Annotated in this window: 22 protein-coding genes and 2 pseudogenes; 16 read left to right on the top strand and 8 right to left on the bottom strand. The window is 73.9% G+C overall.

Annotated features, from left to right (window positions below; all coding sequences use genetic code 11):
- Positions 1 to 259: 259 nt before the first annotated feature.
- Complete coding sequence (locus AFB00_RS23660) at positions 260 to 1,468, bottom strand: helix-turn-helix domain-containing protein (RefSeq protein WP_068799022.1); 1,209 nt, start codon at positions 1,466 to 1,468, stop codon at positions 260 to 262.
- A 432-nt stretch (positions 1,469 to 1,900) separates the two neighbouring features.
- On the opposite strand from AFB00_RS23660, the gene AFB00_RS23655 reads away from it, so the two are divergent.
- Positions 1,901 to 2,782, top strand: coding sequence for a hypothetical protein (locus AFB00_RS23655; RefSeq protein WP_068799021.1), 882 nt, complete (start codon positions 1,901 to 1,903; stop codon positions 2,780 to 2,782).
- 30 nt (positions 2,783 to 2,812) lie between these two features.
- Here AFB00_RS23655 and AFB00_RS23650 read toward each other — a convergent pair whose 3' ends face one another.
- Entirely contained in the window at positions 2,813 to 3,664 is an 852-nt protein-coding gene (locus AFB00_RS23650) for an AraC family transcriptional regulator (protein WP_068799020.1), read from the bottom strand.
- 49 nt (positions 3,665 to 3,713) lie between these two features.
- Between AFB00_RS23650 and AFB00_RS23645 the strand changes: the two genes are divergently transcribed.
- Positions 3,714 to 4,151, top strand: coding sequence for a DUF2000 domain-containing protein (locus AFB00_RS23645; protein ID WP_231974048.1), 438 nt, complete (start codon positions 3,714 to 3,716; stop codon positions 4,149 to 4,151).
- Positions 4,152 to 4,155: 4 nt separating this feature from the next.
- Here AFB00_RS23645 and AFB00_RS23640 read toward each other — a convergent pair whose 3' ends face one another.
- Positions 4,156 to 4,455, bottom strand: coding sequence for a hypothetical protein (locus AFB00_RS23640; protein ID WP_068799018.1), 300 nt, complete (start codon positions 4,453 to 4,455; stop codon positions 4,156 to 4,158).
- A gap of 223 nt (positions 4,456 to 4,678) precedes the next feature.
- Positions 4,679 to 5,576 (bottom strand): annotated as a pseudogene (locus AFB00_RS32310) (IS5 family transposase).
- A gap of 845 nt (positions 5,577 to 6,421) precedes the next feature.
- Between AFB00_RS32310 and AFB00_RS33545 the strand changes: the two are divergent.
- From AFB00_RS33545 to AFB00_RS23605, 5 genes are all read left to right on the top strand, one after another.
- Positions 6,422 to 7,033: a hypothetical protein gene (locus AFB00_RS33545; RefSeq protein WP_156819704.1), complete on the top strand. Its 612-nt coding sequence runs from the start codon at positions 6,422 to 6,424 to the stop codon at positions 7,031 to 7,033.
- A gap of 51 nt (positions 7,034 to 7,084) precedes the next feature.
- Positions 7,085 to 7,597, top strand: a complete 513-nt coding sequence (gene rnhA, locus AFB00_RS23620; protein ID WP_068799016.1) for a ribonuclease HI — start codon at positions 7,085 to 7,087, stop codon at positions 7,595 to 7,597.
- Between the two features lie 107 nt (positions 7,598 to 7,704).
- On the top strand, positions 7,705 to 9,801 hold the full coding sequence (locus AFB00_RS23615) for a prolyl oligopeptidase family serine peptidase (RefSeq protein ID WP_068799015.1): 2,097 nt from the start codon (positions 7,705 to 7,707) through the stop codon (positions 9,799 to 9,801).
- Between the two features lie 166 nt (positions 9,802 to 9,967).
- The gene (rd, locus tag AFB00_RS23610) at positions 9,968 to 10,174 is read left to right on the top strand and encodes a rubredoxin (RefSeq protein WP_068799014.1); all 207 of its coding nucleotides are present in this window, start codon (positions 9,968 to 9,970) and stop codon (positions 10,172 to 10,174) included.
- 13 nt (positions 10,175 to 10,187) lie between these two features.
- Positions 10,188 to 10,955, top strand: a complete 768-nt coding sequence (locus AFB00_RS23605) for a ribonucleotide-diphosphate reductase subunit beta (protein WP_068799013.1) — start codon at positions 10,188 to 10,190, stop codon at positions 10,953 to 10,955.
- A gap of 415 nt (positions 10,956 to 11,370) precedes the next feature.
- On the opposite strand, the gene AFB00_RS33540 is transcribed toward AFB00_RS23605, so the two are convergent.
- Positions 11,371 to 11,517, bottom strand: a complete 147-nt coding sequence (locus tag AFB00_RS33540; RefSeq protein ID WP_156819703.1) for a hypothetical protein — start codon at positions 11,515 to 11,517, stop codon at positions 11,371 to 11,373.
- Between AFB00_RS33540 and AFB00_RS23600 the strand changes: the two genes are divergently transcribed.
- From AFB00_RS23600 to pqqE, 7 genes are all read left to right on the top strand, one after another.
- Positions 11,516 to 11,980, top strand: coding sequence for an MSMEG_3727 family PQQ-associated protein (locus tag AFB00_RS23600; RefSeq protein WP_156819702.1), 465 nt, complete (start codon positions 11,516 to 11,518; stop codon positions 11,978 to 11,980). The genes AFB00_RS33540 and AFB00_RS23600 overlap by 2 nt on opposite strands.
- Positions 11,981 to 11,990: 10 nt before the next feature.
- Positions 11,991 to 13,679, top strand: a complete 1,689-nt coding sequence (locus AFB00_RS23595) for a PQQ-dependent dehydrogenase, methanol/ethanol family (protein WP_068799011.1) — start codon at positions 11,991 to 11,993, stop codon at positions 13,677 to 13,679.
- Positions 13,680 to 13,730: 51 nt separating this feature from the next.
- Positions 13,731 to 13,823: a pyrroloquinoline quinone precursor peptide PqqA gene (pqqA, locus tag AFB00_RS23590; RefSeq protein WP_060712366.1), complete on the top strand. Its 93-nt coding sequence runs from the start codon at positions 13,731 to 13,733 to the stop codon at positions 13,821 to 13,823.
- A 77-nt stretch (positions 13,824 to 13,900) separates the two neighbouring features.
- Positions 13,901 to 14,797 carry a pyrroloquinoline quinone biosynthesis protein PqqB gene (gene pqqB, locus AFB00_RS23585; protein ID WP_068799010.1) on the top strand — a complete coding sequence of 299 codons (897 nt, stop codon included), beginning with the start codon at positions 13,901 to 13,903 and terminating at the stop codon, positions 14,795 to 14,797.
- Positions 14,798 to 14,800: 3 nt separating this feature from the next.
- Positions 14,801 to 15,511, top strand: a complete 711-nt coding sequence (gene pqqC, locus AFB00_RS23580; RefSeq protein WP_068799009.1) for a pyrroloquinoline-quinone synthase PqqC — start codon at positions 14,801 to 14,803, stop codon at positions 15,509 to 15,511.
- A 1-nt stretch (position 15,512) separates the two neighbouring features.
- Complete coding sequence (gene pqqD / locus AFB00_RS23575) at positions 15,513 to 15,854, top strand: pyrroloquinoline quinone biosynthesis peptide chaperone PqqD (protein WP_231974047.1); 342 nt, start codon at positions 15,513 to 15,515, stop codon at positions 15,852 to 15,854.
- On the top strand, positions 15,851 to 16,939 hold the full coding sequence (gene pqqE / locus AFB00_RS23570) for a pyrroloquinoline quinone biosynthesis protein PqqE (RefSeq protein ID WP_068799008.1): 1,089 nt from the start codon (positions 15,851 to 15,853) through the stop codon (positions 16,937 to 16,939). The genes pqqD and pqqE overlap by 4 nt, the downstream gene beginning before the upstream one ends.
- A 3-nt stretch (positions 16,940 to 16,942) precedes the next feature.
- Here the strand turns inward: pqqE and AFB00_RS23565 are convergent, their stop codons facing one another.
- Complete coding sequence (locus tag AFB00_RS23565) at positions 16,943 to 17,968, bottom strand: sodium:calcium antiporter (protein ID WP_231974046.1); 1,026 nt, start codon at positions 17,966 to 17,968, stop codon at positions 16,943 to 16,945.
- 136 nt (positions 17,969 to 18,104) lie between these two features.
- Complete coding sequence (locus tag AFB00_RS23560) at positions 18,105 to 18,731, bottom strand: SMI1/KNR4 family protein (protein WP_068799007.1); 627 nt, start codon at positions 18,729 to 18,731, stop codon at positions 18,105 to 18,107.
- A gap of 133 nt (positions 18,732 to 18,864) precedes the next feature.
- On the opposite strand from AFB00_RS23560, the gene AFB00_RS23555 reads away from it, so the two are divergent.
- Complete coding sequence (locus tag AFB00_RS23555) at positions 18,865 to 19,242, top strand: FKBP-type peptidyl-prolyl cis-trans isomerase (protein ID WP_068799006.1); 378 nt, start codon at positions 18,865 to 18,867, stop codon at positions 19,240 to 19,242.
- A 5-nt stretch (positions 19,243 to 19,247) separates the two neighbouring features.
- Complete coding sequence (locus tag AFB00_RS23550; RefSeq protein WP_068799005.1) at positions 19,248 to 19,748, top strand: metallophosphoesterase family protein; 501 nt, start codon at positions 19,248 to 19,250, stop codon at positions 19,746 to 19,748.
- Here the strand turns inward: AFB00_RS23550 and AFB00_RS32305 are convergent.
- Positions 19,745 to 20,642: pseudogene (locus tag AFB00_RS32305) on the bottom strand (IS5 family transposase). The gene AFB00_RS23550 and the pseudogene AFB00_RS32305 overlap by 4 nt on opposite strands.
- Positions 20,643 to 20,660: the final 18 nt, after the last annotated feature.

The raw sequence follows: 20,660 nt of genomic DNA, 5'->3' as shown, positions 1-20,660 counted from the left end.
GCGTTCGTCTGGTGCCTGTCGATGCGTGCGCAGCGTTGTTCGTCGCCCGTGAGCCCGGTCTGCTCGATGCGCTGCTCTCCGAACACGTGGACGACGGCCGGGGCCGGTGCTCCGGGTGCTTCACCCAGGCCCGCGGCTTGCCTGCGTGGCCGTGTGGGATCCGCAGGCTCGCCGACGCGGCATCGTCGCTCCGGGCGACGTGGGAGGACCGAGGCGTGCTGGAGCGCGTCACGCCGGAGCGCTACGACGATGATCCGGATCAGGCCGGAACGAGCCCCGCCCGGTAGGCGAACCCACGCAGCTCCCGATCGTCGGCCGAGTCCCGGCGAACTCCACGCAGCAGCTCGCCCGCGACCGAGCGGGCCCACACGTTCGCGCGGGTCCGCACCGGTGCCAGACGCTCGGCGGTCAGCAGCTCACGCACGGCCTCGGGACGTCGGCGGCGGTCACCGGCCAGCGCCCGCGCCAGATCGGCATGCAGCGCACCGCGGCGAGACCGGGACGGGTGGGTGGCGGCGACCGGGTCCCGGCCGAGTTCGAGTGCGCGGCCGTGATCCCCTTCCTCGACGGCGAGCGCGGCCGACCAGATGGCCACGTTGGCACGGCTGAAGGCGAGACCCGCGAACCCGGTCCCGGACGCGTCGTCGTCACCGGAGAGCCGGGCCGCCTCGGCCAGGTGGTCGCGCGACCGATCGGTGTCGCCGAGAGTGCTGGTGGACAACGCCGAGGACAGGTGCAGCGCCCCGGCCACCTGGCGGTGCGCGTCCCCCGCCGCCGGGTCCAGGGCGTCCAGCGCCGCACCGGTTACCTGGAGGGCGCGGGAGCGGGAGCCACCGGCACCCAGGCCGAGCGCCCGGCCGTAGGCCGCGACGCCGGACCACAGCGGGTCGTCCAGCCCGGCGGCGGCCTCGCGCATGTGCGACACGGCGAGCGCAGCCACGCTGTTGGCACCGATCGCTCCGGCGGAGTTCGAGATGTCCAGCGCCAGCCACACGATGTCGGCGAGCAGCCCGGACGTGGGCGCCTCCGCGGCGTGGGCGTTGACCTCCCGCCACAGACCCGGGTAGACCGCCATCTGACCGGGCAGGTCGGCGTTCGGCTTCAGGTCGGTGCGCAGCCGGTGCAGGTCCGCGGCGACCGCGGTCCACGGCCGGGGCGTGACCGTCCGTTCCCCCACGGCTGCCTCGGTGAGCGCGGTCTCGACGTCGTTCAGCGACGTCCGGGCGCGGGCCACGTCGGGGTCTTCGGCGCCGCTCACGGGCACGGCGGCCAGCTCGGCAGGGTGCACCCGAAGGGCCCGCGCGATGGCCTCCAACGTCTCACGCCGGTTGACGCTGCGCTTCCCGTTCTCGATCAGGCTCAGGTAGGAGGCCGAGATGCCGGCCAGGTCGGCGACCACGCGGGCGTCCATGCCCCGCCACGTGCGCAGCTCGACGATCCGCGTGCCCACGTCACCGGTGCCTGCCATACGACCAGGGTAACCAGGACGACAGCGGTTCCCGAGGAGACGACAGGACGGCGAGCCACCGCAGCCGCCGCTCGGGTGCACAGGTCCGACGTCGAGGGTGCCGCTGCGGATCGAGTGCGACGGTGCTGTCCAGCGGGGCGGCTAGCGTTCTCCCGTGGCACCGCCGGCACCGGACCCACGGGTCCAGCAGGACCAGGACCGGTGGCGCTCCGTCCGGCGGGCGATGGGCAGCCGGCGGCGCGCACTCGCCGTCGCCGCGGAGTCCCTGTATCCGGAGTACCGGCTCCCCGGTTGCACCGGCACCGGCGTGATCGCTGATCGTCGTGGATCCCTGCGTCACCGATCCCGCTGGGACACATCGTCCTGGACCTGCTGGCCGACTCACCCCGGCCGGTCAGCGGTATCGAGCCCGAGAGTGCACCAGCCCGGCCGTTGCGCAACGGCGAGCACCGGTACAGGCGCTACAGCCACGCCGTCCGCGACCTCGCTCGTCCGGCCCTGTTCGAGAACCGGTTGACCTTCCGCCTGCTCGACGTCGACTGGTCATTACCGGATCGGCAGCTCTCGTTCGGCACGATGGGGTTCTTCGACGGGCTCGACGTGAACGAGGCCCTCGCCCACGAGACCGCGCACGAGTTCCTGACCCGTGGCCCGGCCGGGGAGGTGCGGATCGCGCGGCCGTCGTGGCGACGACTCGCGTTCCGCTCGCTCGTCGGCGACCCGTTCGATCTCACCCGTCACCCCGTGATGGGCGCGATCGGTACCTTGACCATCCGCGGCGGGGAGAGTCCCAGCGTCGTCCTGCACGCCCGTGACGGTCTCCGGGTCGCCGCGGGCGGGAGCATGATCCACCTGCTACCGGCCGGGATCTTCCAGCCGAGCAGTGTGCACCCCGAGTCCGTGGCCAACGACTTCTCCGTGTGGCGCAACACCCAACGCGAGTACGCGGAGGAGGTCCTCGGCCACGACGAGTACGACGGCACCGGCGAACCCGTCGACTACGACCGCCCGCCCTTCGCCGGGATGGACGCCGCCCTGACCGACGGCCGGCTCCGTGCCCACTGCCTCGGGGTCACGCTGGACGCGCTCACGCTGGCCGGGGACATCCTCACGGTCGTCGTGCTGGCGCCCGAACTGCACGACGAGCTGTTCGCCGACGCCGTCGACCAGAACACCGAGGGGACCGTCCCCGCCCACCGCATCCCGTTCGAGCAGAACACCATCGACCGCCTCACCGCGTCCGGGCGGCTCTCCCCCGGAGCCGCTGCCGCGCTCCGGCTGGCCTGGCAGCACCGGGACGCGCTACTCGGCTGAACGGCCGAGGTGGCGGCCCCGGCGGACCGGTCAGCGGGTGCGCGTCCCGGACCGGGCGTACCGGCCGGGCGTCACCCCGAGCAGGCGCACGAACCGGCGGTGCAGGTGCGCCTGGTCGTGGAATCCCGCCGTCGCCGCGGCGGCGGCGGGCGGCAGCCCGTCGAGCAGCAGCGCCCGTGCGTGCTCGACCCGGCGGGCGTCGAGATACCGGTGCGGCGGCAGCCCGAACCGGCGGGAGAAGCTGCGGACGAGATGGCCGGGATGGGCGTGCAGCAGGCGCCCGGCCTCGTCCAGGGTGACGCCGTCGACGGTGCGGGCGTCGAGCAGCTCCCGCAGCCGCCCGGCGAGACCGTCGCCGGGCCCGGTACCGCCGGATCCGCGGGCCGGGGCGAGGTGCCGGGTGAGCCGCTCGACCACGAGCGCGAGCCTGCTCTCGGCGTGCAGGCCGGCGTCCGGATCGGTGAGGATCCGGTGCAGCTCGTCGAGCCTGCGGTGCAGCACCGGGTCGGCGATCGCGGGCCGGTCGACGGCCGGGCCCACCCCGTCCTGGCCCAGGCGGGCGGCATCGAGCTGCCCCGGGTCGAGGTAGAGGACCCGCTTGCGGAAGCCCGATCCGCTCGCCGCGCGCCCGTCGTGCGCGATACCGGGCGGCAGCAGCGTGACCGGCGCCTCCTCGGTGCCGTGCGGGCGCCGATCGAGGTCGTAGCGCACGGCGCCGTCGTCGACGATCAGCAGGGTCCACGTGGAGTGGGTGTGGACCGGGTAGCCGTGGGTGCCGAACGAGGCGTGCAGGACCTCGGAGATCCCGGGGACCCGGGGCGGGCGCCAGGCGACGACCTCGTCGGTGGCACCGGGGCCGCCCGCGGCGCTGGTCCGGGCCATGTGAGGAACGTACAAGAACCGTGGGCCCGGCCGGAGCAGGATCTCCCGCGTGACCGCAGTACAGACCATCCCGACCGAACGCCCCGCGACCAAGATCGTCGTGGTGCTGCGTGACGATCTCGCCCCGTGGCAGGTGGCGAACGTGACCGCCTACCTCGCCGCCGGGGTGGCGGCCGACGTCCCGGAGCTGGTCGGCGAGCCGTACGCCGACGCCGACGGCAACTCCTACCTGCCCACGCTCGGGCTGCCCGTGATCGTCCGGGCGGCGGACGCGGCGACGCTCGCCGGATGCCGTTCCCGGGCGAGCGCCCGCGGGCTGCCGACCGCGATCTACACCGCGGCGATGTTCGGCACCGGCAACGACCGGGACAACCGCGCCGTCGTCGCGGCGGAACGGGCCGACGCACTGGACCTCGTGGGCCTCGCCGTGCACGGGCCGCGCAACGCGGTGGACAAGGTCGTGAAGGGGACCGGCGCGCACCCGTGACCGGTCAGGCCGGATCCGGCCCGCCGGTCTGCGGCGGGACGCCGAGTCCCGCGGCGGCGAACAGCTCGCGCCACCGTCCGGCGTCCAGCCGGACGAGCGGACGGTCCGCACCCTCCCAGGCCGTGCGGACGGCGGTGGGCAGCAGCTCCGGGGTGAGCAGACCGGCGTCGTCGAGCTCGGCGAGCAGCAGCGGGGCCCGGTCCCGCCCCACCCGGGCGACCGCCGCGTCCCACTCCCGGGGTGCGAGCGGGCGGCCGCGATCGAGCAGCGCGTTCACGGTGATCTCGTAGAGGGCCTGGCTCACGCCGCCAGCATGCCGGGCGCACTCCGCGCGGCGGCGGGTACCGCCCAATGGCGGGCCGGGTGGGAGCACCGTCCTGGTCGGCGACAGGCGAGGCCCACGCGGCGTGCGGTGCCCCGGCGACGCCGGTGGGTCCGCTCGGCGCGGTCACGAACGGTCACCGTGAGGAGGTGACCGGCGGGCGTGACTGCTCCGAACGGCCGCTGCGCGGGTCCGGTTCCGCGAGCTAGGGTGTGTCTCCCAATGCGCGGAGCCAGGTGACGATCGCCTTCAGGACGGCGCCGCCGCGGAAGGTCAGGGCGAGCTTGTCGTAACGGGTGGCCAGCCCGCGCCACTGCTTGACGTGGCAGAACCCGCACTCGACGACGTTGCGGTTTCGGTAGTCGACCGGATCGAATGCGGGCGGTCGGCCACCGCGTGAGCCCCGTCGTTTGCGGTGTCCCTGCTGGTCAGAGGGCTCCGGAATGACAGCGATGATCCGGCGCTCGCGCAGGTGCCGGCGGATCGCGCGTGAGGAGTAGGCCTTGTCCGCGCGCACGCGTTCAGGCCGGGTCCGGGGTCGTCCCGGGCCCGGTCGGGCGATGCTCAGGCGCGCCATCAGGTGCGGAAACATTGGCGAGTCGCCGCCCTGGCCGGGGCCGAGGAGGACCACCAGCGGGCGGCCGTGCCCGTCAACGAGCTGGTGGATCTTCGTCGACAGCCCTCCGCGGGACCGTCCCAGCGCGTGATCTGCTGGTTCGGCGAGCAGATTCGTGTAGTTCGATCCGGCCCCCTGTGTCGCGCTTGAGGGTCGCGGCGTGCTGGTGGGCACGGATGATCGTGGAGTCCACGCTGACCGCCCACCCGAGCACCTCGGCGGCGTCGGCCTCGACCAGAAGAGCAGCCAGGATGTGGTCCCAGGTGCCGTCGCCGCTGTAGCGGCGGTGCCGCTTCCACAACGTCTGCCACGGCCCGAACTCGGCTGGGACGTCGCGCCAGGGAAGCCCGCACCGATACCGGTAGATGATCCCCTCGAGCACCCGGCGGTCATCGCGGAACGGGCACCCGCGACGACCCTCGGAAGAGGGCAACAGCGGCGCCAGACGGGCCCACTGGGCATCAGTCAGGACAGCGGTACGCGGCACCGATCAAGCATCGCGCACCCCGCTCCGCCTATCTGGGAGACACGCCCTAGCGTGCTCGACCGATGAGCGCTCCCCACGCTGACGACCGTCCCCCCGCCCGCCCCCGCAACGGCCACCGCGCCGCCGACGTCCTCGACGGGCCGGCACTGCCACACCCCAGGCCGGCCCCGTCCCCGCGGGGCGGGGAGGGCACCGCCCCGGACGCTCCCGGCCCCGGGACGACCGGGAACGACCCGGGACACGGCACCGCTGCGACGGCCCCGGCGGGCAGCCACCGCGCACCGGAACCCGACGCGGGCGAGCCGAGCCCGGCCGCCGCCGCTCCGGACCGAGGGACGGGCCCGGCGACGGCAGCGCCCGCGAGGGAGGCCGGGAGCTCCACGCCGGAGGCGCACCCGGACACACCGGCGCCCGGCGCCCCGCCCGCGCGGGCCGACCGGTCCGCGGACACCTCGGCGCCGGATGCGCCGCCCCTCCCCCGTCCGGTGAACGTGCCCGGCCCCCGGCGGTCGGGCGGCCAGGAGCAGCACCCCGCCGGGGGTGGGCGTCCCGACCGGGTCGAGCACCCGCCGGGTGCCCGCCAGCCGCGCGCCGCGACGCCGGACGGTCTGCGGCCCGCACCGACCGCGTCACCGGCCCAGCCCGTCCCCGGCCGTGGACAGGCCCCGCCCGGCCCGGTGCCGGGCCCGGGATCGGGCGTGGGCGCCACCGTCCCGGTACCCCGGGCAGCGGTCGGTGCCCCTCCTCCACACCCGGGTGGCGGGCTGCAGGGGCCGGCGCCCACCCGCACCCCGTCGATGCCGTGGCCGCAGGTACCCGCCCCGTCGCCGTCCCCGGGGACCGGGGTGCCACCCGCTCCGGGCGTAGCGGGCACGGCCCGGCTGCGGCTGCCGGGGATCGACGTCGCCACACGGCTCGGCGGACGGGTCCGCGCGGTCGTCACGCACCGGACCGCGGCGGTCGCCGTCGGGGCCACGCTGGCGCTGGCCGTCGGCGCGGTCGCCGCCACCGCGGGTGGCTCCGAGCCGGAGCCGGGACCCGCTGCGGCCGAGGCCCCGCTGCCGGTGCCGCCCGATCTCGTCGCCGGCAGCGTGCCCGCCGACCCGGCCGTGTTCGGCGTGCCGGCGGGCGGCGGGACGGCGTTCGTCTCGCCCAGCGGCAACATCGCCTGCCGGATCGACGCGTCCGGGGCACGGTGCGACGTCGGGAACCGGCAGTGGACGGCCGACGCCCCGCAGGGCTGCGACGAGCCCGGCCTGGCGGTGGGCGGCGCACCGGGATCCCGGGCGACCTGCGACGGCGACGCCGCACCCGCCGACGGCTCCGAGCTGGGCTACGACACCCACCTGACCCGGGGCGCGGTGACCTGTGTCAGCCGCCGTACCGGCGTCGAGTGCCGGGACGCCGGGAGCGGTCACGGCTTCACCGCCGCCCGGGCCTCACACCGGCTCTACTGACTCCACAGGTCGATGCCCGCGACCGTCCGGGCGGGCACTACCGTCCGTCCGATGACGGAGGCACCCCAGGTCGTGGAGATCTTCACCGACGGCTCCTGTGCCCCGAACCCGGGCCCGGGCGGATGGGGTGCCGTGCTGCGCTACGGGGAGCACGAGCGCGAGCTGCACGGCGGGGACCCGGGGACCACGACGAACAACCGGATGGAGCTGACCGCCCCGATCCGGGCGCTGGACGCGCTGACCCGGCACAGCGTCGTCCGCCTGCACACCGACAGCACCTACGTCCGGAACGGGATCACCCAGTGGCTGCCGCGCTGGAAGACCCGCGGCTGGCGGACCGCCGCCGGGGAACCGGTGAAGAACGACGACCTGTGGCGCGAGCTGGACGCCGCGGTCCGGCGCCACGACGTGACCTGGTTCTGGGTCAAGGGGCACGCGGGGCACCCGGAGAACGAGCGCGCCGACCGCCTCGCGGCACAGGGCTGCGCGGAGGCCGGCGGGGGCGGCGGAGCGGCCGGACCGCGGTCCCGGGCGAAACGCACGCGGCGGAGCACCCCGGCCTGACCCGCCGCGGCCGGCCGGGTGCCGGAGCGCGGGCGGACCGCGGCGCACACGGAGGGCACGGGATCGTCGGATAGCGTCCGGGACGTTCCCCGACCTGCGGAGTACCCGTGACCGACTCGTTCCCCCGCCTGCACGCCCGCACCCGGCGCTTCACCCTCGGTGTGCCGCGTGGCTTCACCGTCGCGCCGGACGGCTCCCGTGCGGTGTTCCTGCGCAGCCGCTCCGGCACCGACCCGGTCACCTGCCTCTGGTCGATCGACGCCGCCTCCGGCGCGGAACGGCTGCTGGTGGACCCCGCGACGGTGCCCGGCCTGCCCGGCGAGGAGGACCTCCCCGCGGCCGAGCGCGCCCGCCGGGAGCGGGTCCGGGAACAGGCCGGCGGCGTCGTCGGCTACACGGTGGACGCCGCCGTCGAGCACGCCGCCTTCGCGCTGTCCGGGCGGCCGTTCACGGTCACGCTGACCGGGGAACCGGTCGTCCGCGCGCTCGACGTCGGCGCGGCCGAGGCCGTCGTCGACCCGCGGATCGACCCCGGCGGCACCCGGGTCGCGTTCGTCGCCGACCGGGCGCTGCACCTGCACGACCTCGGCACCGGTGACACCACCCGGCTGCTCGTGCCGGAGACCCCCGAGGTGTCCTACGGGCTGGCGGACTTCGCCGCGGCCGAGGAGATGGGCCGGACCCGCGGGTTCTGGTGGTCCCCCACCGGGGACGCCTTGCTCGTCGCCCGGGTCGACGAGTCGCCGGTCGCCCGCTGGTACATCGCGGACCCCGCGCACCCGGACCGCACCCCGGCCGAGGTGCGCTACCCGGCGGCAGGCACCCCGAACGCGGTCGTCGGGCTGGAGATCGTCACCCTCGACGGCGGGCGCACCCCGGTGAGCTGGGACGCGGGCACCCACGAGTACCTGGCCACCGCCGGTTGGGACGCGCACGGGCCGCTGCTGTCGGTGCAGCCGCGCGACCAGCGCGAGGTGCGCACCCTGGCCGTCGACCCGGAGTCCGGGCGGACCCGGGTCCTGCACTCCGAGACCGACCCGGTCTGGGTCGAGAACGTCCCGGGGGTTCCGGCCCGGACCGCGTCCGGGTCGCTGGTCCGGGCCACCGACGCCGGGGGCGCCCGCCGCCTCGTGGCCGGGGACACCGTGCTGACCGGGACCGACCTGCAGGTCCGCGAGGTCCTCGGCATCGACGGCGAGACCGTCCTGTTCCGGGCGTCGGCCGAGCCCACCTCCGTCGCGCTCTACTCCGTGACCCCCGGTGCGGAGCCGGTCCGGCTCTCCCCGGCCGCGGGGCTGCACTCCGGGACGTCGGCCGGGGGCACCCTGGTCCGGGCGTCGCAGGACCTCGGGGCCGCGCCGCACGCGGTGCTCGTCACGGCGGACGGGACCGAGCACCCGGTCGCCGGGCACGCCGCCGATCCCGGCCACTCCCCCGCCCCGGCCCTGCACGTGTTCGGCGAGCGTGCCCTGCACACCGCCGTGTTCCTGCCGTCGGGTCACGTGCCGGGCACCCCGTTGCCGGTGCTGCTCGACCCCTACGGCGGGCCGCACGCCCAGCGGGTGCTGCAGGCCCGCAACACCCACCTCACCAGCCGGTGGTTCGCCGAGCAGGGCTTCGCGGTGCTGGTGACCGACGGCCGGGGCTCCCCCGGCCGCGGCCCGGAGTTCGAGCGCGCGGTGCACGGCGACCTCGCCGGACCGGTCCTGGAGGACCAGGTCGCGGCCCTGCAGGCGGCGGCCGCGGAGTACCCCGACCTGGACCTGACCCGGGTCGGCATCCGGGGCTGGTCCTTCGGCGGGTACCTCGCCGCGCTCGCCGTACTGCGCCGGCCCGACGTGTTCCACGCCGGCATCGCGGGTGCCCCGGTCACCGACTGGTCGCTGTACGACACCCACTACACCGAGCGCTACCTCGGGCAGCCGGGCGAGGAGTCCTACCGGCGCTCCTCCATCCTGGCCGACGCCGCGACGCCGCCGACCGCCGACGCCCCGCACCGGCCGTTGATGGTCGTGCACGGCCTCGCCGACGACAACGTCGTCGCCGCCCACACCCTGCGCCTGTCGTCGGCTCTGCTGGCCGCGGGCCGTCCACACCAGGTGCTCCCGCTGTCCGGCGTCACCCACATGACACCGCAGGAGGTCGTCGCGGAGAACCTGTTGCTGCTGCAGGTCCGGTTCCTGCACGAGGCGCTCGGGACCTGACCGGTCGGCAACACCTGTTTCCACCCGCCCCTTGCGGCCCGGGGCCCGGTGTGGCTCCCTGGTCGGACGGGGCGGCCCGGTTCCGGCCGGTCGCCCGGCACGTGTGACGACTCCAGCGCGGGGGCCTCATGACCACGCACGCACGGCGCCCGCCGGGGAGCGGGGCGTGAGCCCGGCCGCCGCGACGGCCCGGCTGTGGATCTGCGAGCCGTGCGGTTTCGTCTACGACCCCGCCGAGGGCGACCCGGACGGCGGCATCGAGCCGGGGACGGCCTTCGAGGACATCCCCGAGGACTGGATGTGCCCGATCTGCGGCGCCACGAAGGCGGACTTCCGGGAACTCGAGCCGGGCGACGCGATCCCCGGCGGGTGAGGACGGTGCGGGCATGGCCATGATCGGCAACTTCGAGCACTTCGTGACGCTCGCCGCGTCACTGCAGTGGGACGAGACCGCGATCGACCTCTCGGCCGACCGGGCGGCCTGGCCGCGGCTCGGCGAGGCCGAACGCGATCGGGTGCGCGGGCTGCTCGCGGGCTTCTGCATCGCCGAGACGGCGGTGGCCGGGCAGCTCGGCACCTACCGGGAGGCGGCGAGCGACGAGTCGATGGCCGAGGCCTTCCGGGCCCAGGCCCGCGACGAGGCCCGCCACGCCCGGTTCTTCGACCTCGTCGCGGCCGAGGTCGCCGGGGTCCCCGGGGCGAACCCGGCGGAGCGCCGGGACGCGCTGCGCCCGCAGGTCGGGTCCGAGCTGGTCGACCTGTTCGAGCAGCGGCTGCCGGACACCGCGCGACGGCTGGCCACCGACCACAGCGGCCTGACCTCGGCGGTCGGGCTCTACCACATGGTGATCGAGGGCGTGGTCCTGCTGGCCGGTCAGCACGCGATGCTGTCCGCCCTGGACGAGCTCGGGGTCCCGCTGCCGGGCGTGCACCGGGGCATGGAACTCGTCCTGCGCGACGAGCGCTGGCACATCGGGTTCGGCTCCCGCATCGTGCAGAGCTCCGACATCGGCCGGGACCAGGCCGACCAGCTCCTCGAGCAGGGCGAGCACGCCGCGAAGGTCTGGGGCGACCTCATCACGACCGAGGCCATCGAGACCGCGGTCCGCCAGCACCGGCGCCGGCTCAAGGCGGCCGGCATCAAGTTCTGGTGAGCCGGCCGCACCGTTCTGGAGAAACACATGTTTCATCCGGCCGGAACGCCAGAACCACCCTGCGGAATCACCTGCTCACCGAACGCGCCGGGCCGTCCACAGCGGAACTCCCGGGCCGGGAGTGATCGCCCGCCGGCGCCGCCGTCGCACGTCACGCGCCCGGCCGGCACCGGCCACCCGGACCGCCCACCTCTCGGGCGAACGGGCACCAGCACCGTCGACCCAGCATCGGCGACGCATTCCATCCATTTAACGATCCGGCCCGACATCACCACGAAAGAGCCCGGAAGAAGTGTCCGATAAATGTCCGCTCAAGCACCGTCGACATTCGCACGGTGACATCGGATCGCCGACCTCACCCTCCGGTCAGGGTGCGTGACATGCACAGGGAGGGTGCCGGTCGACGCCGCAGCGGTCACGGTCCGACCCGATCAATTCGGTTCCGATCATCGGTGATCATCCGCAGGGAATCGACGACAACGCGGGGTTGACGACGCCCGGCATCCGGTGTGAAAGTGATCACGTCTCCGCCGACAATTTCGCGCTCGGGAGGAATGTCCATGACGACCACCGAAGGAGACCGCGCGGCCGAACTCGCCGCCGCGGGCCTCGACGGGCAGAACCGGACGGCGCTGGGCCGCCTGATCAACACCGGGAGCATCGGGTACGCCGAGGAGGACGCCGACGGTGTCCTGCGGGCCACCGTCCGGATCCCGGAGGACGAGCTGCGCTACGACCCGGCGATCCTCATCCTCCCGCACGGCGGCGACATCGTGCTGACCCTGATCAACGACGACAAGAACACCCACTGCGCGGTGCTGCCCAGCAACGGGGACCCCAAGTTCATCTGGCTGGTCAACCACGCGAAGGGCACCGCGACCCTCAACCTGGACGGTCCCGGCACCTACTACTACGGCTCGGCCAGCGGCAACGACGAGGGCCGCGGCCTGACCGGCGCCATCGTCATCGGCGGCGAGGTGCCCGACCACGCCAAGCTCGACCGTCCCCCGCAGCCGCGTCCGTGAGGAGCAACCGATGACCGACTACGTCGACGCGGGCGAGGCGATCCCGCACGCCCAGCTGAGCAACGTCACCGGGGAGGCTCCGGCCACCGGGAACGTGGACCACGAGCGCATCCGCGGGGCCCGGTCGGAGCCGGAGAACTGGCTCACCTACTACGGCACCTACGACGGCAAGCGGCACAGCGACCTCGACCAGATCAACACCGGAAACGTCCGCCGGCTCACCCCGGCGTGGGTGTTCCAGGCCGGGGCGGTCGGCATGCAGTCCGGGGCCTCGACCTACTCGTTCGAGGCGGCGCCGATCGTCGTCGAGGGCGTCATGTACGTCTCCGGCCCGGACGGCAAGGCCTGGGCGATCGACGCGCGCACCGGTCAGGAGCTGTGGCGCTACAAGCACGCCTCGCCCTACGACGTCTCGCTGTGCTGCGGCAACGTCAACCGCGGTCTCGCCGTGGCCCACGGCAAGGTCTACATGTACACGCTCAACGCCCACCTCATCGCGCTCGACGCGCGGACCGGGAAGCTGGTCTGGGACACCGTGAACGGCGACGTCCGGGCCGGGGAGAGCGGTTCGGTCGCCCCGCTGGTCGTCAAGGACATGGTCATCTGCGGCAGCGCGGGCGGCGAGTTCGGCGTCCGCGGCCACCTCGACGCCTTCGACGCGGAGACCGGCGAGCGCCGCTGGCGCTGCTACACGGTGCCCAAGCCCGGCGAGCCGGGGTCCGAGACCTGGCCGGACGACGGCGAGGCCTGGCAGCGCGGCGGCGCGAACTGCTGGGTCACGCCCACCTACGACCCGGAGCTGGAGCTGCTGTTCCAGGGCACCGGCAACCCGGCACCGGACTTCGACGGCGCGGTGCGGCCCGGCGACAACCTCTACACCGACTCGACGGTCGCGGTGGACGTGAACACCGGCGAGATCCGGTGGCACTACCAGTTCACCCCGCACGACCTGTGGGACTACGACTCCACGATGGAGAACGTGCTGTTCGACGCCCCGGACGGGCGCAAGCTGCTCGCGCACGCGGACAAGAACGGCTACTTCTTCGTGCTCGACCGGACCAACGGCGAGCTGGTGCGGGTCTTCCCGTTCGTCGACCGGATCACCTGGGGCGAGATCACGCCGGAGGGCAAGGTCACGCCCAAGATCTATCCGGACGAGGAGGGCGTCCCCGTGCACTTCTGGCCGGGCCCGGCCGGCGGGAAGGAGTGGACGCACATGTCCTACAACCCGCAGACCGGTCTGATCTACATCCCGGTGCAGGAGGTGGGGGCGACGGCCACCCGCCGCCGTCGCGAGTTCAAGGAGTCGATCCCCTACTGGGGGGCCGGCGTCGCGGTGGACATCGAGGACTTCTACGGCTTCGTCTCCGCCGTCGACCCGCTGACCGGCGAGGAGAAGTGGCGCTGGAACAACGAGTACCCGATGTGCGCGTCGAACCTGTCGACGGCCGGCGGACTGGTGTTCCAGGGCACGCCGACCGGGGAGTTCGTGGCGCTGGACGCCGCCACCGGGGAGAAGCTGTGGTCGTTCCAGTGCGGCAGCGGCCACCACTCCAGCCCGACCACGTTCAGCGTCGACGGCCGGCAGTACATCGCCGTCCCGACCGGCTGGGGCGGCTGGATCGAGGGGTTCCTGCCCGGCCTGCTCGGCGCCGCCGCCGGGGACGCGTTGTTCTGCTTCGCGCTGCCGGAGAGCTGACCGCGCACCACACTGGAGGGACGCGGCCACCGCAGAGAGGAGGTGAACGCAGTGGAGTCGACCACCGAGTGGGAGGCACCCGAGTTCGAGGAGATCGGGTGTGCACCCGAGGTGACGATGTACATCGCCCGCACCGAGGCGTGACAGGGTGACGTCCGGGGGCGCCGGGAGCCGAACGGCTCCGGCGCCCCCGCGGCGTGCCGGGAGAGGAGGGACACCGCGTGCGGATCCGGATTCTGGGCTCGGCGGCGGGTGGTGGGTTCCCGCAGTGGAACTGCGGCTGCCCGGGGTGCCGCGCGGTGCGCGACGGCAGCCGCCCCGCGACGCCGCGCACCCAGTCGTCGATCGCGATCAGCCCGGACGGGCGGCGGTGGTGGCTGGTGAACGCCTCACCGGACGTCCGGACCCAGCTCGCCGACACCCCGGCGCTGCACCCCGTCTCCGACCGTGGCACCCCGCTGCAGGGCGTGCTGCTCACCGACGCCGAGATCGACCACACCCTCGGCCTCGTCCTGCTCCGCGAGGGCGGCGGGGTGACGCTGCACGCCACCGCGTCCACCGAGCGGACGCTGCGTGCCGGCACCGGGCTGCTGGACACCCTCGAACGGTTCTGCCCGGTGCGGTGGACCCCCGTCGACCCCGGGGTCCCGCACGACCTCGGCGGGCTGCGCTACCGCGCCTTCGACGTCCCGACCGGCAAGCACGACCGGTTCGGGACCGGGACCGGCAGCGGGCGCGTCGTCGGCTACCGGTTCACCGACACCGGATCCGGACGGTCCGCGGTGTACCTGCCCGGGGTGCAGGAGCTGACCGGCGCCGTGCTCGACGAGCTCGACGGCGCCGACCTGCTCCTCGTCGACGGCACAACCTGGCACGACGACGAGCTGGTCCGGCTCGGGCTCGCCGCGAAGACCGCGCACGACATGGGCCACCTGCACGTCGGCGGTCCCGGCGGCAGCCTGGACGTGCTCACCCGGCCCGAGCGCCGGCTCGGCCGGGTGGTGTACGTGCACGTCAACAACACGAACCCGATGCTGCTGGAGGACTCGGCCGAACGCGCCGAGGTGACCGCGGCCGGCCTCACGGTCGGCACCGACGGACTGGAACTGGAGGTCTGACCCATGACGGCCACCGACCACCGCACCGGCACCTCCCCCGAGGAACTGGTGGCCCGGCTCCGGGCGCACGCCCGCAGCTACCACAGCCTGCACCCGTTCCACCTGCGGATGAACCAGGGCACGCTGACCCCGGACCAGATCCGCGGCTGGGTCGCGAACCGGTTCGCCTACCAGGAGGCCATCCCGCTCAAGGACGCGGCGATCCTCGCCAACTGCCCGGACGTCGCGGTCCGCCGCCGCTGGATCCGGCGGATCACCGACCACGACGGCACCGCCGCGGACGGCCCGCAGAGCGGCGGCATCGAGGCCTGGCTGCGGCTCGGGCAGGCGTGCGGGCTGTCCCGCGAGGAGATCCTCGACCGGCGGCACGTGCAGCCGGGCGTCCGGTTCGCCGTCGACGCCTACGTCACCTTCGCCCGCACCCGGCCGTGGGTCGAGGCGGTGGCCTCGTCGCTGACCGAGCTGTTCGCGCCCGATCTCATGGCCGAGCGGCTGGCCGCGTTCGAGCGCTACTACACCTGGATCGACGGCGACGGCCTGCAGTACTTCCGCAACCGGCTCGTGCAGGCGCCGCGGGACTCCGAGCACGCACTCGAGGTCGTGACCGCGCACTGCCACACGATCGCGGAACAGGACGCCGCCGAGGCCGCCCTGTCCTTCAAGTGTGACGTGCTCTGGGCCATGATGGACGCGATCGACCATGCCTACACGTGACGTGACCAGGCACGGGACCACCGCGGTCCCCGCGTCCCGGCACGTCGAGGGAGGCGCGATGCCCCCGATCACCGGTGCGTCCCGGCCGCGGCTGGGTCGCTACGTGCGGATGCGCCCGGACCGGCCCACCGGCGGATGGGTGCTGCTCGGGCCGGAGACGGTCGTCGTCCTCAACGTGACCGGGCACGCGGTGCTGCAGCTGTGCGACGGCGAGCACACCGTCGACGAGATCGTCGGGACACTGGCGGCCGGTTACGACGGCGCGGACACCACGACCGTCGACGACCAGGTGCGGGACTACCTCACCCGGCTCGCCGAGCGTGGTCTGGTCGCGCTCTCGTGACCGCCCCCGCGCCCCGTCCGTTCGGGCTGCTCGCCGAGCTCACCTACCGCTGCCCGCTGGCCTGCGCCTACTGCTCGAACCCGATCGAGCTGGCCCGCTACGACGACGAGCTGGGCACCCGGGACTGGCAACGGGTGTTCACCGAGGCCGCCGAGCTCGGCGTGCTGCAGTGCCACCTCTCCGGCGGGGAACCGCTGCTCCGCCGCGACCTGCTTGAGCTGGTCCGCACCGCGGCCGGGCTCGGGCTCTACACCAACCTCGTGACCAGCGCGATCGGGCTGTCCCGGCCCCGGGCCGAGGCCCTGCACGCGGCCGGGCTCGACCACGTGCAGGTCAGCGTGCAGGCCGACGAGCCGGGGACCTCCGACCGGATCGCCGGCGTGCGGTCCTTCGACCGGAAGATCGAGGCCTGCCGGCTGGTCCGGGAGCTGGGCTGGCCGCTGACGGTCAACGTGGTCCTGCACCGGCAGAACATCGACCGGGTCGGCGAGATCGTCGCCCTGGTCGAGGAGCTGCAGGCCGACCGGGTCGAACTGGCGAACACCCAGTACTACGGCTGGGCCTGGCGGAACCGGACCGCGCTGCTGCCCGGCCGCGACCAGCTGGACCGGGCCGAGGAGATCGTGGCCGCCGCGCGGGAGCGCCTCGCCGGACGGATGGAGGTCGTCCACGTGCTGCCGGACTACCACAGCCGCTACCCCAAACCCTGCATGGGCGGCTGGGCCCAGCGCCAGCTGACCGTCGCCCCGGACGGCAACGCGCTGCCCTGCCCCGCCGCGCAGACCCTGCCGCTGCCGCCGGCCTCGGTGCGTGAGTCCTCGCTCGCCGACATCTGGACCTCGGCCCCGCTGTTCACCGCCTACCGCGGCGAGAGCTGGATGCAGGACCCGTGCCGCAGCTGCGAGCGTCGCGAGCTCGACCACGGCGGCTGCCGCTGCCAGGCGTTCCAGCTCACCGGCGACCCGGCCGCGACCGACCCGGTCTGCCACCTGTCCCCGGAGCACCACCTCGTCGAGTCCGCGGTCGAGGTCGCGAACGGGCCTGGACCGGTGGACGTCGAGCTGGTGCCGCGGCCGCACCGGTGAGGCTCAGTCGTCGTCGGCCGGGACGACGCCGAACACCACGAAGCTGACGATCCAGTAGACGACGTAGGCGGCCAGCAGCACGACACCGTGCCAGCGGCGCAGGCGCCCGGTCCACAGCGCGTAGGTCGAGAACGCGACCAGCAGCACGAGCGCGGGCAGGTGCCAGACGAAGACGTCGGGGGTCACCTCGATCCCGCCCCCCGCGAGCACGATGATGCCGAGCTTCGCGGTCACCGAGAACACGACCGACCCGATGACGTTGCCGATGCCGATCAGCGGCGTGCCCCGGCGGGCCGGCTCGACGGTGAGGAAGACGTCCTCCAGCGTCAGCACCAGCGTGGCGATGGTGGCGCCGAAGACCGTGCCGGCGATCCCGAACTCGTCGAGGATGCCCTCGGTGCCCTCGGTCATCACCCAGGCGCCGACGACCAGCCCGGCCAGCGCGAGCACCGCCAGGCCGAGCAGCGCCCAGCCGGGCAGGTGCCGTTTCGAGGTGATCTCCATGTCCCCGGTACCCGGCGAGCCACCGATCTCGGTGTCCCGGAAGACCGGCACCGCCCGGCTCCGCTCCCGCACCGCGACGTAGGCCACGAACGCGACGAACAGCGCGACGAGCAGGATCGCGATCCCGGTGCCGATCTCCCCGACCAGCGCGAGCCCGACCAGCACCACCGGCGACACCGCGAACAGCACGAGATAGTCGCGCGGGACGTCGACCCGGCACGGCACCAGCAGCGCGGCCAGCGCCAGCACCACGCCGACCATCGAGATCACGGTGCCGAAGACGACGCCGAGCGCGACGTCCTCCAGTCCCTCGACGTTCAGCGCGACGCCGAAGACGAGATCGTCGAACTCGATCCCGGTGAAGATCACCGCGAGCAGGAACACCGAGACGGCGAGCCCGCGCGCGGCGCCGACCAGGTAGGTGATCAGCTTCTCCGCGCTGTAGATCAGCAGCGCGGCACCCGCCGCGAAGACGAGAACGGATGTCAGCGCGCTCATCGCCGGGTCGACCTCCCTGTCGTCCACGGGTCGCCGGTGCCAGAGTGGACGGCACGACGACGGGCCGTCACCCGTCCGTGGACGGCGACCGTCCGATGCTCGCAAGAATGTGATCTGGACAACAGGGTTGATTTCCCGCCGGGGCGGGCGCACCATGCCCGGCTCAGCGCAGCTGCGGGAGGTCCCAGAACAGGTACACCGGCCGGTCGTCGCCGTCGTGCACCTCGGGGACCGGAAGGACCGACGCCGTCAGCCGCCCGAGGTAGTCGACGAGACCGCGACCGACCCGGCGGCGCTCGTCCTCGTCCGGCCCGGCGACGACGATCTGCCCGGGGTCCCCGCCCGGCTCCGGCACCGTGTCCACCACCAGCGCGTTGCCGCCGCCGTCGACGGCGAGCGGCCACCAGCCGGGGTCCCAGTAGTGCGCGCGCACCGGATCGCCCGCACGGACGGTCACGTGCTCGTGCCCGACCATCTCGACCACCTGCAGCCAGTCCCGGTACTGGGCGGCGGCCTCGGCCAGCGGGAGCATCCGGTAGGTCGCGGGGAACAGGCTGGTCATCCGCTCCGGCTTGTACCCGGGTGACCTCGGGTGGTCGTTCCACTGCCCGTCGTGCAGCAGGTAGGTGGCCCGCAGCTCGTCCGGGAACGGCCGGCCGAACACCTGCTCGGCCGCCGCGACCTCGGACGGTCCCGCCGGCGGACGGGTGTTCGCCGCACCGGGGAGCCCGGCGTCGTCGAGGGCGGCGAGCCAGGCGGCCCAGGCTGCGCGGGTGGCGGGCTCGGTCACGACGACGAGCCTGGCACGTCGAGCGGGCGTCCCGCTCCCCCACGGGGTCCGCCGTGGGGAGCACCGGCCGTTCTGGCAGGGTCGACGGCGACAGCCGACCGAGATCGGACACCCGTCCGCTGGGAGCAGCACCGTGACCGCACCGCAGAAGCCCGCCGTCGAGATCGTCGACGGCCCGCTGCCCACCGAACTGGTCGCCGAGGACCTGAACCCCGGCGAGGGCCCCGAGGCCAAGCCCGGTGACACCGTCGCCGTGCACTACGTCGGGGTCTCCCAGTCCACCGGCCGCGAGTTCGACAACTCCTACGACCGGGGCCAGCCGCTGCGCTTCGGCCTCGGCGCCGGCCAGGTCATCTCCGGCTGGGACACCGGCGTCGTCGGCATGAAGGTCGGCGGGCGCCGCCGGCTGGTCATCCCGCCGCACCTGGGCTACGGGGCGCAGGGCGCCGGTGGCGTGATCGCCCCGAACGAGACCCTGGTCTTCGTCTGCGACCTGGTGGGCGTGAACTGACCTCGCTGGTCCTGATCTCCGACACCCACTTCCCGGCCCGGGGCGGCGCGCACGACGGCGGCCTCCCCGGGCCGGTGTGGGACGCGGTCGACGCCGCCGACGTCGTCGTGCACGCCGGGGACTGGTGCACGACCGAGCTGCTCGACCGGGTCGAGGCCCGCGCCGCCCGGCTCGTCGCCTGCTGGGGCAACAACGACGGCGACGACCTGCGCTCCCGGCTGCCCGGGACGGCGCGGGTGGTGATCGACGGCGTCCGGATGGCCGTCACCCACGAGACCGGGGCGAAGCAGGGCCGGGAGAACCGGGCGCTGCGTGCCCACCCGGACACCGACCTGCTGGTGTTCGGGCACTCGCACATCCCGTGGGACACCGCGGCCGGCGGGCTCCGCCTGCTCAACCCGGGCTCGCCCACCGACCGCAGGCGGATGCCCACCCACACCTGGATGACCCTGGTGCTGGACGGCGGCCGGATCGGCGACGTCGTCCTGCACCACCTGGAGGGCTAGGGTGTGTCTCCCAATGCGCGGAGCCAGGTGACGATCGCCTTCAGGACGGCGCCGCCGCGGAAGGTCAGGGCGAGCTTGTCGTAACGGGTGGCCAGCCCGCGCCACTGCTTGACGTGGCAGAACCCGCGCTCGACGACGTTGCGGTTTCGGTAGTCGACCGGATCGAATGCGGGCGGTCGGCCACCGCGTGAGCCCCGTCGTTTGCGGTGTCCCTGCTGGTCAGAGGGCTCCGGAATGACAGCGATGATCCGGCGCTCGCGCAGGTGCCGGCGGATCGCGCGTGAGGAGTAGGCCTTGTCCGCGCGCACGCGTTCAGGCCGGGTCCGGGGTCGTCCCGGGCCCGGTCGGGCGATGCTCAGGCGCGCCATCAGGTGCGGAAACATTGGCGAGTCGCCGCCCTGGCCGGGGCCGAGGAGGACCACCAGCGGGCGGCCGTGCCCGTCAACGAGCTGGTGGATCTTCGTCGACAGCCCTCCGCGGGACCGTCCCAGCGCGTGATCTGCTGGTTCGGCGAGCAGATTCGTGTAGTTCGATCCGGCCCCCTGTGTCGCGCTTGAGGGTCGCGGCGTGCTGGTGGGCACGGATGATCGTGGAGTCCACGCTGACCGCCCACCCGAGCACCTCGGCGGCGTCGGCCTCGACCAGAAGAGCAGCCAGGATGTGGTCCCAGGTGCCGTCGCCGCTGTAGCGGCGGTGCCGCTTCCACAACGTCTGCCACGGCCCGAACTCGGCTGGGACGTCGCGCCAGGGAAGCCCGCACCGATACCGGTAGATGATCCCCTCGAGCACCCGGCGGTCATCGCGGAACGGGCACCCGCGACGACCCTCGGAGGAGGGCAACAGCGGCGCCAGACGGGCCCACTGGGCATCAGTCAGGACAGCGGTACGCGGCACCGATCAAGCATCGCGCAC

Source organism: Pseudonocardia sp. HH130630-07 (genome assembly GCF_001698125.1).
In the GTDB taxonomy this organism is placed as follows: Bacteria; Actinomycetota; Actinomycetes; order Mycobacteriales; family Pseudonocardiaceae; genus Pseudonocardia.
Note: the sequence above shows the minus strand (reverse complement) of the source record. Positions and strands in the feature narration are given on the sequence as shown.

Coding starts and splice junctions, on each gene's coding strand:
- AFB00_RS23660 (WP_068799022.1), bottom strand. CDS start 1,468: ATGGCAGGCACCGGTGACGTGGGCACGCGGATCGTCGAGCTGCGCACG.
- AFB00_RS23650 (WP_068799020.1), bottom strand. CDS start 3,664: ATGGCCCGGACCAGCGCCGCGGGCGGCCCCGGTGCCACCGACGAGGTC.
- rnhA (WP_068799016.1), top strand. CDS start 7,085: ATGACGGAGGCACCCCAGGTCGTGGAGATCTTCACCGACGGCTCCTGT.
- AFB00_RS23605 (WP_068799013.1), top strand. CDS start 10,188: ATGGCCATGATCGGCAACTTCGAGCACTTCGTGACGCTCGCCGCGTCA.
- AFB00_RS23600 (WP_156819702.1), top strand. CDS start 11,516: ATGACGACCACCGAAGGAGACCGCGCGGCCGAACTCGCCGCCGCGGGC.
- AFB00_RS33540 (WP_156819703.1), bottom strand. CDS start 11,517: ATGGACATTCCTCCCGAGCGCGAAATTGTCGGCGGAGACGTGATCACT.
- AFB00_RS23595 (WP_068799011.1), top strand. CDS start 11,991: ATGACCGACTACGTCGACGCGGGCGAGGCGATCCCGCACGCCCAGCTG.
- pqqC (WP_068799009.1), top strand. CDS start 14,801: ATGACGGCCACCGACCACCGCACCGGCACCTCCCCCGAGGAACTGGTG.